Raw genomic sequence first — 14,730 nt, 5'->3', positions numbered from 1 at the left:
CTCCGTTGCGTGCGACACGGCATCCCGACGATTTCGGCGTGAACCGGTTTTCACCGAGAATTGCGGTCAGGAGATCGGGTCCAGCAGCGCCAAGTCCGGCGGGACGAGCGTGGTCGACAGCACCAGTTCGCGCAGCAGGTTGTCGTTGAGCGCGTTGCCCACGGGCTCGCCGACCTCCTCGCGCAGCAGCCCGTGCACCCCGGCCGCGGACAGCCGCGCCCGCACGTCGGCGACCATGTGCTCCACCCGCTTGACGCCCCAGCCCGCGTCGGGCTGCAGCTCGTTGAGGATCTCGGCGGCGTGCTGGCGCGACACCGGCTGCGGGTTGGCCTCGTGCAGCAGGTAGCGCTGCCCGAGCACGACCAGCAGCAGGTGCTCGTCGGGCGTGAGCCGCCACCGCTTGGGCGGCTGGGTCACCGCGGAGTGCCGGGTGGCCGGGTGGTGGCCGTCCTCGCCGGCGACGTAGAGCTCCAGCAGGTGCTCGCGGTCGTGCGAGCCGCGGATGAACAGCGGCGTGTAGCCGTCGGGCAGCGGCACCGGGTCCTCGTCGCGGAACAGCCACCGGGTCTTGGGCAGGCGGATGGGCAGCCGGCCGGTGTTGGTGACCCACCAGCGCCCGGCGCGCCGGGTGAGCAGGCCGTGCTGCCGGCTCACCCGCGGGTCGGTCTCGCCCACGCACACCTCGACGTCGGGCCGGTTGCGGCCGAAGCGCACGCTGCGCCCCTCGACGGGGTCGACGCTGATCCGGCCGCTCACCGCGAGCGCGACGACGGCTCCGGGCGCGGCTCGCGGCACGTCGCGCGCCAGGCTTTCGGTGTTCATACCGCCTCCTCGGTTCCCCGCGCAGTGTGCCCGGACCGCCTCGGGACCCCTCCCGGATCGTAGGGCCGCGGTCAGGTGCCGAGCGGTGCCACCTCGGGCTGTACGGCCGGACGCGGTGCGGTGCGGCGGCGGCCGAGCGGACGGACGCGCCATGCCAGGACGACGAGCATGCACACCGCGACGAGCGTGTAGGACTCGCCGAGCACGTGCGTCCACCACGGCGAGCCAACCGCGGGCGGGAACACCCAGTGCAGCCCGAGGACGGCCGCCGCAGCAGCCGGCAGGGCGAGGACGGGTCGGGGCGACAGGACCGCCGCGACCAGCAGCGGCGCGAGCCACACCCAGTGGTGCGACCAGGACATCGGTGACGCCAGGGTCCCGACCGCTGCCGTGGCCAGCCACGCGGGCAGGACGCCCGGCGAGCGGACCACCACCCAGCCGGCCAGCGCCAGCACCACCACGACGGCGACCACCCACAGCGACGGCACGCCCAGGCGCACCAGCATCCCGCGCAAGGACTGGTTGCCCGGCAACGACACCTCGCCGACCCGATTGGCCGACCACACCGCCGTGGTCCAGTAGTACCGCGACGCGCCCGGCGCCACCAGGAACCCCACGGCGGTGGCCGCCGCGAACGCCCCGACCGCCCACCCGGCGGCCCTGAACCGCTTGCGGCACAAGAAGAACAGCACGAACACCAGTGGCGTCAGCTTCACCGCCGCCGCGATGCCGACCAGCACGCCCCGGGGCCACCGCGGGTTGCGGTGCAGGCAGTCCAGCGCCACCAGCCACAGCAGCAGGATGTTGACCTGACCCCAGTACACCGTCTGCGCCACGGGTTCGAGCTGCACCGCGCACACCACGGCGACGGCCGCGACCAGGTGGCGGCGCGGGTGGTCCGGCCGGACGTGGTCGATGACCAGCAGGAACACGTGGTGCAGCGCAGCCACGCTGCCCAGCGTCAGCAGCGCCGCCCCGACCGGGAACACCACCAGCGGGGACAGCGGGAGCAGTGCGAACGGCGGGTAGGTGAACAGCGCGGGGTTCCCGCCGCCGTGCAGCCGGGTCGTGTAGAGGTCGCCGCCCGACCACCAGGTCAGCACACCGGCCCGGTAGATGCGGGCGTCCGGCAGCGCGGGCAGGGTGTCGTCCGGCGACAACCCCGTCCGCACCGCCACGACCGCGGCCAGGCCGAGCAGCAGCCACGGCCCCACCGGACCCCACTTGTTCCGAACACCATTCGGCACCACGGTGAATTCCCCCGGAAATCGGATTCGGGGAAGATAGCACCGCCGATCGCGCCCCGATTTCTGCGGTTTTCTCCGACGCTATTCACCCGATTTCGCATGAATTCCACGCGCCGGGGTGATTGTGAAAGATCGTCACACCACCTCGACCACGGCCGCCGACCACGAGAAGCCGGCACCCGCGCTCAACACCAACGCCAACTCCCCCCGGCCAGCCGTCGCCCCCTCGGCCACCGCCGCGAGGTTGGCCCCGAGGTCCCCGGCGCCCAGGTGCCCGGTGACGTGCCCCGGGTCCACCGGCTCGGCGGTGGTGAGCTCGGCCAGCAACGGCCGGTACACGCCGTCGAGCGCTCCCCGGTGCAGCCGGGGCAGGACCGCGCGGGTCAGGCGGGGGTCGTCGGGTGCCACGCACGCGTCCGCCAGCGCCCCGGTCACCGCCCGCCGGATCTTCTCCCGTTCCGTCGCGCCGAACAGGCCCGGCGCGCTGGTGCGCAGGAACGCCTTCTTGGTCGCCCGCGCGTCCACCGCCGGCCGGTACCAGCGCGGGGCCGGGGTGAACGGGTCGTCGCCGCGGTTCATGCGTTCCAGTTCCGGGGCGGCGACCGTGACGATGGACAGCAGCCGCAGGCGGGCGTCCTCCGGCCGGCCCCGGGACAGCAGGACGGCGGTCCCGCTGTCGCCGTAGACCGCGCCGTAGTCCCCGGTCCAGCGCGAGAAACCCGGACCGCAGAACCGGTCGCCGGTGGTCACCAGCGCCCGTTCCACGGCGGGGTCGGCCACCAGGTGCGCGACGGCGGTCTGGAGCGCCGCCGCGCCGCCGTTGCACATCTGCTGGACGCCCAGCGGCAGGGCGGCGGGCGCGCCCAGCCGGTCGGCGACGAAGTGGGCCGGCGACCAGAAGTCGTGGCCCTGGTGGTAGCTCCACGCGTGCGCCACCAGGTCCAGGTCCGCGCCGGACCAGCCCGACGACGCCAGCGCGGCCTCCCCCGCCAGCACCGCCAGTTCCGGACCCGAGTGCCCCTCGGCCACCGCCACCTCGTCGTACCCGGCCTCGGCGCCGTCGGGCAGATCCGGTCTCTCCCGGTGCCGGGGCAGCCAGACGACCGCGGCGGCGATGACGACCTCCGGCGAGACCTTCACCGCCCACCGCCCGCGTTCAACTCCACAGCAGCCCTCCGTTGACTTCCATGACGTGCGAGTTGATGTAGGAACCGTCGTCGGAGGCCAGGAACACCACCGCGTTGCCGACCTCCTCGCCCCGGCCCGGCCGCCCGGCCAGCAGCCGCGCCTCGACCGCGTCCCAGACCAGGTCGTTCTCGGCCAGCCGCGCGCCCAGGCCCTGGTCGATGATCCCCGGGGCGACCGCGTTGACGGTGATGCCGGTGCCCGCGAACTCGGCCGCGCACACCTTGGTGAACATGTCCACCGCCGCCTTGGACACCGAGTACGCGCCCGCGCCCGGCGAGACCCGCGTGGACAGCGCGGAGGAGATGACGATGATCCGCCCGCCGCCCTGCGCCTCCAGGTAGGGCACCGCCGCCTGGACGCAGTGGAACGTCCCGGTGAGGTTGGTGTCGATCACCTCGGACCACTCGGCCACGCCCAGGTCGCGCACCATGCCGTCGTTGCTGACGCCCGCGTTGCACACCAGCACGTCCAGCCGCCCGTACCGGTCGTGGGTGGCGCGCATCAACGCCTCCACCGAGGCCCGGTCCCGGACGTCGGTGTGGTGGAAGTGCACCCGGTCGTGCCCGACCTCGCGGATCAGCTCCAGGTCGCCGGTGGAGCGCGCGGCGCACACCACCCGCGCGCCCTCCAGCAGCGCCGCCTCCGCGATCGACCGGCCCAGGCCGCGGGTCCCGCCGGTCACGACGACGACCTTGCCGCGCAACCTCATCAGATGATCCCGATCATGGGCGCTTCGGCCGGCACACCGTCCCACGGGTTGGTCTCGGGGTCGGCGGTGCGCAGCAGGTTCGCCATCCGCTCCCGCAGGATGATGTTCGTGCCATCGGAGTGCAGCCAGATCGCCGCGTCCCGCAGGAGCTTCTCGATGCCGTTCTCCCGCATCACGCCCGCGCCGCCCCACAGCTCCATCGCCCGGCGCGCGGAGTCGAACGTGCGCTCCGAGGTGACGAGCTTGGGCGCCACGGCCAGCACCGGGTCGAACGTCTCCGGCGTGCGGGCCTGCCACGCCGCCCGCCAGATGTAGGTGCGGCTGACGTCCACGTTGAGGTACATGTCCGCCAGGTACGAGCCGACCGCCTGGTGCTCGATGATCGGCACGCCGCCCTGCACGCGCTCGCGGCACCAGCGCACGGTCCGGTCGAAGCACTCCCGCGCGATCCCCAGGGCGCAGGAGGCGGCGTAGGCGTTGCTGGCCCGCAGCAACCGGCCCACGCTGCGCAACGCGGTGCCGGGCTCGCCCAGCACGTCCTCGTCGGGCACGAACACGTCCTCGTAGAAGATCTCCGCGTTGTTGGCGCTCCGCTCGCCCGCCTTGTCGTGCACCTTGCCGATCCGCAGGCCCTGGGCGTCGGTCGGCACCACGAACGCGGTCACGCTCTCGGTGAGCGGCCCCTCCCGGTCGGTGCGCGCGAAGCACAGCACGGTGTCGGCGCGGTTGGCGTTGGAGATGTAGTGCTTCATGCCGTTGAGCACGTACCCGCCGTCGACCTTCGCGGCGAAGGTCTGCATGCCCGCGCCGGGCTTGCGGAACGGCAGGATGTTGTCCGAGCCCGCGGTCGGCTCGGTGAACGACGCCGCGAACAGCCCGCGCGGGTTGGCGGCGTTGCGCGCGAGGTACTTCTCGCGCTGGTGCGGGGTGCCCAGCTCGTTGAGCATCTGGGCGAACTTCCAGTGCTGGGCCAGCACCACCGCGGTGCCCAGGTCGGCCGCCGCGATCTCCTCCAGGATGATCGTGTTGGTCACGTAGTCGGTGTCGGAGCCGCCGAACCGCTCGGGCAGCGGCGCCTGGCGCAGCCCGGCCGCCTCGGCGGCCTCCACGAGGTCCCACGACCAGGCGTCGCGCGGGTCGGGCTCGGCGTCCAGCTGCGCGGCGACGGGGCGGACCACGTCGTCCGCGAACTCCCGGGCGATCTTGCGCCAGGTGACCATCTGCTCGGTGAGGGTGAAGTCCATGAGCTCTTTCCGAATCTGAAGAGGTGGTCAGTCGCCGGTCCGGGCGGGGGTCCGGGACCGGTGGGGTTGGAGCAGGGCGCACAGCGCGGCGGCGACCGCGGCGAACCCCGCCGCGACCAGGAAGGCCAGCCGGAAGCCGCCGGTGAGCGCGTCGACCGAGCCGCCGGCGGACTCGGTGCGCACGGCCGCCGCGGTGACCACGACGGCCAGCCCGATCGCGCCGCCGAGCCGGTAGGTGGTGGCGATGAGCCCGGAGGCCACGCCCGCGAGGTCCGGGCCGACGCCCTGCGCGCCCGCGATGAACGACGCGGCCTGCGCGATGCCCCAGCCGAACGCCCACACCACCGAGGGACCCGCGACGTCGGTCAGGTAGTCCCCGCCCGTGGGCACCGCGGACATCCACAGGGACCCGACCGCCGTCACGCCCAACCCGAACGCCAGGGTCCCGCGCAGGCCGACCAGCTTGATCAGCCACGCCGTCCGGGTGGACACCAGCAGCAGGACCGCGCTGATGGGCAGGAACACCGCGCCGGAGGCCAACGGCCCGTAGTCCAGCACCTGCTGGAGGTACAGGGTGAGCATGAAGTAGGTGATCTGCCCGATCGCGCCGGTCAGCGCGATCACCGCGTTGCCCGCCGACACGTTCCGGTTGCCGAAGATCCGCAGCGGCACCAGCGGGTCGGCGGCCTTTTGTTGCCACAGAACGAACCCGGCCAGCAGCAGCAAGGCGACGCCGAGCAGCCCGGAGGTCGACCAGGCGGCCCAGCCGTCCCGCTCGGTGCCGACGACCGCGTAGGCCACCAGCAGCAGGCCGGTCGTGCTGAGCACCGCGCCCAGCACGTCCGGCCGGCCGACCCGCGGGACGCGGTGCTGGTCCAGGTGCCGCGACAGCACCAGGACCAGCACCCCGACCGGCACGGCGACCAGGAAGTTCCACCGCCACGAGGCGGTCGAGAGCAGACCGCCCAGCAGCATCCCCAGTCCGCCGGCGAGGCCCGACATGGCGCCCCACCAGCCCAACGCCCGGTGCCGCGCCCGTCCGTCGAAGACGGCCACCAGCATCGTCATCGCCACCGGCGACATGGTCGCCGCGCCGACCCCTTGCAGGGCTCTGGCCGCGACCAGGGCCACCGCGCTGTCGGCCAGCCCGCACCACAGCGAGGCCAGCGAGAACAGCACGGTGCCCGCCACGAACACCTTCTTGGTGCCCAGCGCGTCGCCCAGGCGTGCGCCGAGCAGCAGCAGACCGCCGAAAGGCAGGGCGTAGGCGTTGACCACCCAGCCGAGGTCGGCCTGGGCGAAGCCCAGCTGCTCCTTGATGGACGGCAGCGCCACGTTCACGATGGTCGCGTCCATCGAGATCATGAACTGGGCCCCGACGAGGGCGGTCAGGATGAGCCGGGTGCGCGGTCCCGTCCTGGTCGTGGTCACTGGCGTGGCGCCCCGGCGTCCGGTAACAGCTCCGCGATCTTGGCGGCCGCCGCGTCCAGCGACTCGGCGCGCAGGATCACGGCGGTGGGGACGGTGACGCCGAGCTCCTTCTGGAGCCGGCCGCGGACCTCCAGGGCCATCAGGGAGTCCATGCCCAGCGCGGTGACCGGCTTGCGGGTGTCGATCTTCGCGGCCTGCGCGCCCAGCACGGCCGCGACCCGCTCGACCAGGTAGGCCAGCACACCCGCCGAGTCCTCGGGCACATCGGTCCGGGCCTCGGCGGCGGTGCGGACCTCGGTGCCGGTGTCGACTGCTCGCGGTTCCGATCGCTCCGGTAACGATCGTTGCGGTAACGATCGTTCCGCCGCCGAACGTTCCGGCCGCGGTCGGCCTTGCGCCGGCACGGTGGCGGTTGCGGTGACCAGTGCGGGACCGGCCGCCGGAGCGGATCCGTTCGTGCCGTTGCCGTTGCGCGAGAACGACACCGGCGGCATGGCGGGAACGACGGGCCGGTCCGGGGTCTCCGCCACGGGGGCCGATGCGGGAGTCACGCCGCCCGGCGGCACCACGCGCAGGCTGCCGCTCAGCTCGATCACCGTGCCCGATGGGTCTTCGAGCCGGAACTCGCCCTTGAGGGAGATCACCGCCCCCGAGCCGAGCACGGCCCCGCCCGCGGCGGGAACGGCCGCCGGCTCGACCGGTGCCACCGCCTCCGCGTGGGTCGGTGCCGCGTGAGTCGGTTCGGCGTGCCGGGGCTCGTTCGCGCGCACCCGCAGTCCCCGCAGCTCGGCCACGATCTGCTCCCTGTCGTCCAGCACCACGACGTCCGCCGTGGCGGTTCCCCCGGAGTCGATGTCCACCACCCGAACGTGGCTCCACACCGACGACGCCCTGTTGAGCACGCGCACCTCGGCGACGTGCTCGGCCAACATCCACACCGGCGTGTCGAACACCGCCAGCAGCGGCGCGGCACACGCCTCCAAGAACGCCGGGTGCAGCAGGTAACCCGCCTGCTCCCCGGCCAGCGACGCGGGCAGCCGCACCTTGGCCAGCGCCTCGCCCGGCGCCCGCCACACGTCGGTCACACCGCGGAACGCCTCGCCCCACACCGTCCCGCCCCGCGCGGCCCACGCGTAGAACCGGTCGCCGTCCCAGTGCTCGACGCACCGCGCGCCCACCTCGGCCACCGACTCGGCCGGCCGCGTGGGCTCCAGGCCGTGCACGGTCCGCACGTGCCCGGTGGCCCGCACCCCGTCCGCCGGCCCCACGTCGAACCGCCACGCGCCCGCCTCCACCGGGTGCAGGTCGACCAGCAGCGCACCGGGCGAGGGCAGGAGCGCGTCCACGAAGTCCACTTCGGACAGCACGACCGGCATCCCGCTGGCCGCGTCGGTCGCGGCGGACCGGGCGGCCTCCAACAGCACGGTCCCCGGCACCAGCGGCACCCCGTTGACCTCGTGCTGCACCAGGTACGGGGTGGCGGCCGGGTCCAGCGCGGTCTCCCAGGGCCGGGCGGTGCCGCCGTCGGCCACCGCACCGGAACCGCTCTCCGCCAGCCAGTGCCGCACCCGCTGCCACGGGTAGTGCGGCAGCGGCACGCAACGACCACCGGGGTACAGCGACTCCAGCCGCACGGGCGCGTTCTTCTCGTACAACGTGCCGTACCCGCGCAACATCGTGGCCCGCTCGGGCTGCTCCCGCCGCAGCGTCGGCAGGGCGTGACCCTCCACCCCCAGTTCCGCCACCGTCTCCTGGATCGCGTTGACCAGCAACGGGTGCGGGCTGATCTCGACGAACACGGTCGGCCCCGCGGAAGCGGTCTCGGTGACGGCGTCCACGAACCGCACCGGCTGACGCAGGTTGCGCACCCAGTAGTCCGGGTCGAGTTCTTGCCCGTCGGTCAGCTCACCGGTCACCGTGGAGTGCAGCGGGATCGTGCCCGCGCGCGGCTCCAGACCCGCCAAGCGCGACGCCAGCTCCTCCAGGATCGGGTCCATCTGCACGCTGTGCGAAGCCACGTTCACCTTGACCGGACGGCAGAACACGCCCTGCTCGTCCAGCTTGCGCGGCAACTCGGCGATGGCGTCGGGGTCCCCGGAGACCACCGTGGAGTTGCGGCTGTTGCTCACCGCGATCGACACCCGGTCGGCCACGTCCGCGATCGCCGCCTCGGCGTCCGCCACCGACAGCTCCACCACGGCCATCGCGCCCCGCCCGGCCAGGCCGCGCATGAGCGAGCTGCGCCGGCAGATCACGGCGGCGCCATCGGCCAGGGACAGCGCGCCGCTGACGCACGCGGCGGCCACCTCGCCCATGCTGTGCCCGATCACCACGTCCGGTTCGACGCCCCACGCCCGCCAGGTCTCGGCCAGCGCGACCTCCACCGCCCACAGCGTCGGCTGGACGACGTCGATCTCCTCCCAGGTCGCCTCGGGGTCGCGCAGCTTCTCGATCACCGACCACCCGGCTTCGGCGCGGACGGCCTCGTCGCAGCGGAACATCGCCGCGCGGAACGCGGGCGAGGTGTCCAGCAGCTCCCGGCCCATGCCCGTCCACTGCGAGCCCTGGCCGGGGAACACGAACGCGATCCGCGCCCGGTCGGGCGAGGTGAACTCCGCGTCGCCGTGCAGCAAGGCGCGCAACTGCTCGACCATGCCCTCACGGGTGCTGTCCACGACCGCCAGCCGGTGGTCGTGGTGGGTGCGCCTGCTCGCCGCCGTGTAGCAGACGTCGGCCAGGTCCGCGTCGTGCCCGGCGCCGCCGACGCCGAAGTAGGACAGGTAGAACCGGATCGACTCGCGCAACGCCTCGTGCGAGCGGGCGGACAGCGTCAGCAGGTGGTCACCGCCCTGCTCGGTGACCGCCGCGTCGACCTCCCGCCGACCGGTGGGCACCTCCGGCCCGGTGAGCACGACGTGGGTGTTGGTGCCGGAGATGCCGAACGCGCTCACGCCCGCCACCAACCGCTTCTCGTCGTCCAGCGGCTGGGTCCGGGTGGGCAGCACCAGCGGCAGCTCGCTCCACGGGATCGCCGGGTTGGGCGTGGTGAAGTGCAGGTTGCGCGGCACCGTGCGGTGCTTGAGGCACAGCACGGCCTTGATCACGCCGATCACGCCCGCGGCGGCCTCGGCGTGCCCGATGTTGGTCTTGACCGAGCCGACGAACGCCCGCCTCCCGGGCTCGCGGCCCTCGCCCAGCACCGCGGCCAGCGCGCCCAGCTCCACCGGGTCGCCCGCCTGGGTGCCGGTGCCGTGCGCCTCGACGTAGTCCACTTCGGACGGGTCGATGCCGGCGTCGCGGTAGGCCTCGCGCAGCATCGCCTCCTGCCCGCTGAGCGCGGGCGACATGAACAGGCCGCTGCCGGCACCGTCGTTGCTGGTCCCGACGCCCTTGATCACCGCGTGCACCGGGTCGCCGTCGGCCAGCGCCGCCCGCAGCGGCTTGAGCACCAGCACGCCGATGCCCTCGCTGCGCACGAACCCGTCCGCCGACGCGTCGCCGAACTTGCACTTGCCGTCCGGCGACAACATGCCCGCCGACGAGAACGCCACGCTCTCCCACGGGCTGAGCACCAGGTGCGCGCCCGCCGCCAACGCCATCGTGGACTCGCCCGAGCGCAGGCTCTGGCACGCCAGGCTCAACGCCATCAGCGACGACGAGCACGCGGTGTCCACGGTGACGCTCGGGCCGGTCAGGTCGAAGGTGAACGACAGCCGCCCGGCGATCGCGGACCGCGCGCCGCCGCCCATGACGCCGTAGATGTTCGGCTCGCCCTGGCTCTGCATCTCCCAGTAGTTGGACCCGTCGGAGCCGACGAACACGCCGACCCGGCTGCCCGCGAGCCGGCCCAGGTCCTGGCCGGCGTCCTCCAGCGCTTCCCACGCGCATTCGAGCAGCACCCGCTGCTGCGGGTCCATCGCCGCGGCCTCGCGCGGCGAGATGGCGAAGAAGGGCGCGTCGAACCCGTCGATGTTCTCCAGGAACCCGCCGCGCCTGCTGATGATCCGGCCGGGTTTCGGCCCCTCACCGTCGAAGAAGTCGTCCACCGGGTACCGCGAGGTGGGCACCTCGGACACCGCGTCGACGCCGTCGACCAACATGCTCCAGAAGTCGTCTACCCCGTGCGCGCCGGGCACCCGGCACGACATGCCGATGATCGCGATGTCGCGATCGCCGACCGGTGTGGTCTCGTCGGGTTTCCCGCGACTTCGACCGTTCCTCCTCGCCGCGGTTTTCCGCGCAGCGGTGGCCATCGTCAATTGCCCCCAATCAATTGCGCTGGACGCCGCGCGCCCGCCGCCGTGCGACGGCGGGCGCGCGGCTGTCTTCACATCGCGGTGGGCCGCGATCAGCCCACGGTCAGCACGACCTTCCCGCCCGGCAGTGCGCGTTCCCGCATCCGCGTGACGGTCTCGGCGAGCCCCGACCAGTCGGCGACGTGGCCGGGCTCGGCGACGAGCTTGCCCGCCGCGACCAGGTCGACCAGGACGCGCAGGTCGGCGTCGGTCGGGTCGGTGGCGGCGTAGGACATGTAGTTGACCAGCTTGGCGCCCTCGTGGCCGAAGAAGTCGTAGACGTTGATCGCGGCCTTCTCGCCGGAGCTGGCGCCGAGCACGACGATCGTGCCCTTGGGCGCCACCTTCGTCACAGCGGCGGACAGCGCCGTGCCGCCCACCGACTCCTCGACCAGGTCGAACGTGCCCGACGCCTCGGCGACGTCCGGGACGACTTCGGTGGCGCCCAGCGCCTTGAGCTCCTTCTCCACCTGGTCCGCCTTGGTGGTGACGGCGGTGACCTCGGCGCCCGACAGCGCCGCCAGCTGGACGTGGAACCGGCCGACGCCGCCGTTCGCGCCGGTGACCAGGACGCGGCGGCCGAGCAGGCTGCCGCCGATGCGCAGGGTGCGCAGGGCGGTCAACCCGGCCATCGGCAGCGCCGCCGCCTGCTCCATGCTCACCGCGTCGGGCAGCTCGGTCAGCCGCGAGACGTCCACCGCGGCCGACTCCGACCAGCCCGCGTTGTCCACCATGCCGACCACCCGGGTGCCGGGCTGCGGACCGGAGCCGTCCGCGGCCTGCTCCACGACCACTCCCGCCACGTCCTGGCCGGGTCGCCAGCCGCGCGGGCGCATCGCCAGCAACGCCAACTCGCCCCGGTTGACGGAGAACGCGCGCACCGCCACGACCGCCTGGTGGGCGGCGGGTTCGGGCTGCTCGACCTCGGTGAACTCGACCGGCTGGTCGCCGTCGGGGGTATTGATCACAGCACGCATCGCTTGGCCTATCTGTTCGGAACGTGACCGATATTCGGCAGTCAATCGCGCCTTGACGATTCGACCAAGCAGCAATACGTTAACATCGGGATCACCGATCGTGATGGATCAACCGGGGGAATTGTTCCAAGTGGAACTGCGTCAAGTGGACTACTTCGTCACGCTCGCCGAGGAGCTGCACTTCGGCCGGGCGGCTGAGCGGCTGCACGTCGTGCAACCCGCCGTCAGCCAGCAGATACAGCGGCTGGAGCGCGAACTGGGGGTACAACTATTCGACCGGACAAGACGCCGGGTGACCCTCACCCGGGCCGGCGAACGCCTTTTACCCGAAGCTTATGCGGTCTTAGCTTCGGTGAAACGAGCCGTCGATACCGTGACCGACCTCGGGGAGGGGGAAGCTCCGGTATTGCGCATCGGGACCACCGAGGGTTTGGGCGAGCGACTGGACGTGATCCTGGCCAAGCTGCGCGAGCTGCGGCAGGACGTCCAGGTCAGCCTGCACAGCGTGCCCAACTGGTCGAGGTTGGAGCAGGTGCGCGACGGGCAGCTGGACGCGGCCCTGGTCCGCCTGGTCAAGAACCGCAAGGGCCTGGACCTGATCCCGGTGTGGGAGGAGCGCCTGGTCGCCGTGCTGCCCGCCGGTCACCGGCTGGCCGGCAAGCCCGCGCTGGCGCTGCGCGAACTGGCGGAACTGCCGCTGCGCCTGGTCCCGCGCGAGGCGAACCCGGCGTTCTACGACTTCGTGCTCCAGGCGTGCCGGGACGCGGGGTTCGAGCCGAGGCTGGACGCCCCGTTCACCACCTTGCAGAACACGTTCGCCGAGATCGGCATGGGGCAGGCGTCGTGGACGCTGATGTACGAGGGGATCGTCGGGACGGTGGTGCCCAAGCGCGTGGCATTCCGGCGCCTGCTGGATCCCGAAGTGAGAATCCCGACCTCGCTCGCCGTCCGCTCGGTCACCCCATTGCTGGAAAACCTCGCGGAAGCCTGCCGCTTCGCGGCCGAGCAGACCGCCACCCCGCGCGCCTGATCCCGGTCGAGACTCGACATACGGCACCGATCCGGCGGCGACGGCCCGCTCCGCGCACCACAGACCCCCGGCAAGGCCCGCGCCCGCCGTCGCCGCCCGCCGGCCGGCCGGTCCCGACCCATTGAGACGGTCGAAGCACGCACGGTTGACCTCGGGGGACTGCGCACCCCACTCTGATCAATGAATTGACGAGGGTGCGCTAAAGAATTCCGCCAATCTTTAGCAGTGCGCTCACCGCAACCGCGCTCAATGGCAAACCCGCTGGTCAGAAGGCCGTAAAAGGGAAGGTGTCAGGTCGATGCAACGACGCAGCTTCAGGACGAGATTCAAGGCGGCCCACGCCGGCGCGGCGGCGGCGAGTGCCGTACTGCTGGCCGGGGCGGCGGTTCTCGTGGCGGTGCCGGCGGGTGCCGCGGTGGCGGGCTGCTCGGTGAACTACACCGTGGCGTCGCAGTGGCAGGGCGGGTTCACCGCCAACGTGTCGTTCACCAACCTCGGCGACCCGTTGACCGGGTGGACGCTGGCGTGGTCGTTCGGCGCCGGGCAGACGGTGACGCAGGCGTGGAACACCACCGTCACGCAGAACGGGTCGGTGGTGGACGCGCGGAACGTCGACTACAACGGCTCGGTCGCCACGGGCGGTGCGGTGTCGCTGGGCTTCAACGGGTCGTGGACGGGCAGCAACCCGGTCCCGGCGAGCTTCTACCTCAACGGGGTGCAGTGCACGGGCACCACGACCACGACGACCACCCCGGGCACCACCACCGTCACGACGAGCACCACCACAACCACCACCACGACGACGACCACAACCACCACGCCCGGCGGGTGCTCCCTCCCGTCGAGCTACCGCTGGTCGTCGACGGGCGCGTTGGCGACCCCGAGGCAGGGTTGGGTCTCGCTCAAGGACTTCACCCACGTCATGTACAACGGCAAGCACCTGGTCTACGCGACCACGCACGACACCGGCACCAGTTGGGGCTCGATGAACTTCGGCCTGTTCACCAACTGGTCCGACATGGCATCCGCACCCCAGCAGGCGATGAACTCCGGCACGGTGGCGCCCACCCTGTTCTACTTCGCGCCGAAGAACATCTGGGTGCTCGCCTACCAGTGGGGCGGCCCGGCGTTCAGCTACCGGACCTCCACCGACCCGACCAACCCCAACGGCTGGTCCGCGCCGCAGACCCTGTTCACGGGCAGCATCTCCGGCTCCGGCACCGGCCCGATCGACCAGACGCTCATCGCCGACGACCAGAACATGTACCTGTTCTTCGCCGGTGACAACGGCAAGATCTACCGGGCGAGCATGCCGATCGGGAACTTCCCGGGCAGCTTCGGCTCGAACTACACCACGATCATGAGCGACACCCAGGCCAACCTGTTCGAGGCGGTCGAGGTCTACAAGGTCAAGGACCGCAACCAGTACCTGATGATCGTCGAAGCCATGGGCGCCAACGGCCGCTACTTCCGATCGTTCACCTCCAGCAGCCTGAGCGGCTCGTGGACCCCGCAGGCCGCCAGCGAGAGCAACCCGTTCGCGGGCAAGGCCAACAGCGGCGCGACCTGGACCAACGACATCAGCCACGGCGACCTCATCCGCACCAACCCGGACCAGACCAAGACCATCGACCCCTGCAACCTGCAGTTCCTGTACCAGGGCCGCAGCCCCAACTCCGGCGGCGACTACGGCCTCCTGCCCTACCGTCCGGGCGTGCTGACCCTCCAGCGCTGATCCGCCGCGCGCGGACCTGGTGACGATGCCCGAAGGGGCAGCCGGAGCTGCC

The 14,730-nt window shown here is 72.2% G+C and carries 10 protein-coding genes; 2 read left to right on the top strand and 8 right to left on the bottom strand.

The window, feature by feature from the left end:
• Positions 1-66: 66 nt before the first annotated feature.
• From DFJ66_RS00230 to DFJ66_RS00195, 8 genes are all read right to left on the bottom strand, one after another.
• Positions 67-822, bottom strand: a complete 756-nt coding sequence (locus DFJ66_RS00230; protein WP_121216789.1) for an FHA domain-containing protein — start codon at positions 820-822, stop codon at positions 67-69.
• A gap of 71 nt (positions 823-893) precedes the next feature.
• Positions 894-2,072 carry a glycosyltransferase 87 family protein gene (locus DFJ66_RS00225; protein ID WP_246029490.1) on the bottom strand — a complete coding sequence of 393 codons (1,179 nt, stop codon included), beginning with the start codon at positions 2,070-2,072 and terminating at the stop codon, positions 894-896.
• 132 nt (positions 2,073-2,204) lie between these two features.
• The gene (locus tag DFJ66_RS00220) at positions 2,205-3,209 is read right to left on the bottom strand and encodes a ketoacyl-ACP synthase III family protein (RefSeq protein ID WP_121216787.1); all 1,005 of its coding nucleotides are present in this window, start codon (positions 3,207-3,209) and stop codon (positions 2,205-2,207) included.
• 16 nt (positions 3,210-3,225) lie between these two features.
• Positions 3,226-3,966 (bottom strand): SDR family NAD(P)-dependent oxidoreductase, encoded by a 741-nt coding sequence (locus tag DFJ66_RS00215; RefSeq protein ID WP_121216785.1) that lies wholly within the window; start codon positions 3,964-3,966, stop codon positions 3,226-3,228.
• Positions 3,966-5,210 (bottom strand): acyl-CoA dehydrogenase family protein, encoded by a 1,245-nt coding sequence (locus DFJ66_RS00210; protein ID WP_121216783.1) that lies wholly within the window; start codon positions 5,208-5,210, stop codon positions 3,966-3,968. Before DFJ66_RS00210 ends, DFJ66_RS00215 begins: the two co-directional genes overlap by 1 nt.
• A gap of 27 nt (positions 5,211-5,237) precedes the next feature.
• Positions 5,238-6,641, bottom strand: coding sequence for an MFS transporter (locus tag DFJ66_RS00205; RefSeq protein ID WP_121216781.1), 1,404 nt, complete (start codon positions 6,639-6,641; stop codon positions 5,238-5,240).
• Positions 6,638-10,894, bottom strand: coding sequence for a type I polyketide synthase (locus tag DFJ66_RS00200; RefSeq protein ID WP_121216778.1), 4,257 nt, complete (start codon positions 10,892-10,894; stop codon positions 6,638-6,640). Before DFJ66_RS00200 ends, DFJ66_RS00205 begins: the two co-directional genes overlap by 4 nt.
• A gap of 95 nt (positions 10,895-10,989) precedes the next feature.
• Positions 10,990-11,904, bottom strand: a complete 915-nt coding sequence (locus DFJ66_RS00195; protein WP_211350899.1) for a zinc-binding dehydrogenase — start codon at positions 11,902-11,904, stop codon at positions 10,990-10,992.
• A gap of 139 nt (positions 11,905-12,043) precedes the next feature.
• Here DFJ66_RS00195 and DFJ66_RS00190 point away from each other — a divergent pair, with 139 nt between their 5' ends.
• Together DFJ66_RS00190 and DFJ66_RS00185 are read left to right on the top strand one after the other, a co-directional pair.
• Entirely contained in the window at positions 12,044-12,943 is a 900-nt protein-coding gene (locus DFJ66_RS00190) for a LysR family transcriptional regulator (protein WP_121216774.1), read from the top strand.
• A 298-nt stretch (positions 12,944-13,241) separates the two neighbouring features.
• Positions 13,242-14,678 carry a non-reducing end alpha-L-arabinofuranosidase family hydrolase gene (locus tag DFJ66_RS00185; protein WP_121216772.1) on the top strand — a complete coding sequence of 479 codons (1,437 nt, stop codon included), beginning with the start codon at positions 13,242-13,244 and terminating at the stop codon, positions 14,676-14,678.
• Positions 14,679-14,730 lie beyond the last annotated feature (52 nt).

Source organism: Saccharothrix variisporea, assembly GCF_003634995.1.
Lineage (GTDB): Bacteria > Actinomycetota > Actinomycetes > Mycobacteriales > Pseudonocardiaceae > Actinosynnema > Actinosynnema variisporeum.
This window is presented reverse-complemented; position numbering and strand designations above follow the sequence as displayed.

Coding starts and splice junctions, on each gene's coding strand:
- DFJ66_RS00230 (WP_121216789.1), bottom strand. CDS start 822: ATGAACACCGAAAGCCTGGCGCGCGACGTGCCGCGAGCCGCGCCCGGA.
- DFJ66_RS00215 (WP_121216785.1), bottom strand. CDS start 3,966: ATGAGGTTGCGCGGCAAGGTCGTCGTCGTGACCGGCGGGACCCGCGGC.
- DFJ66_RS00210 (WP_121216783.1), bottom strand. CDS start 5,210: ATGGACTTCACCCTCACCGAGCAGATGGTCACCTGGCGCAAGATCGCC.
- DFJ66_RS00200 (WP_121216778.1), bottom strand. CDS start 10,894: ATGGCCACCGCTGCGCGGAAAACCGCGGCGAGGAGGAACGGTCGAAGT.
- DFJ66_RS00185 (WP_121216772.1), top strand. CDS start 13,242: ATGCAACGACGCAGCTTCAGGACGAGATTCAAGGCGGCCCACGCCGGC.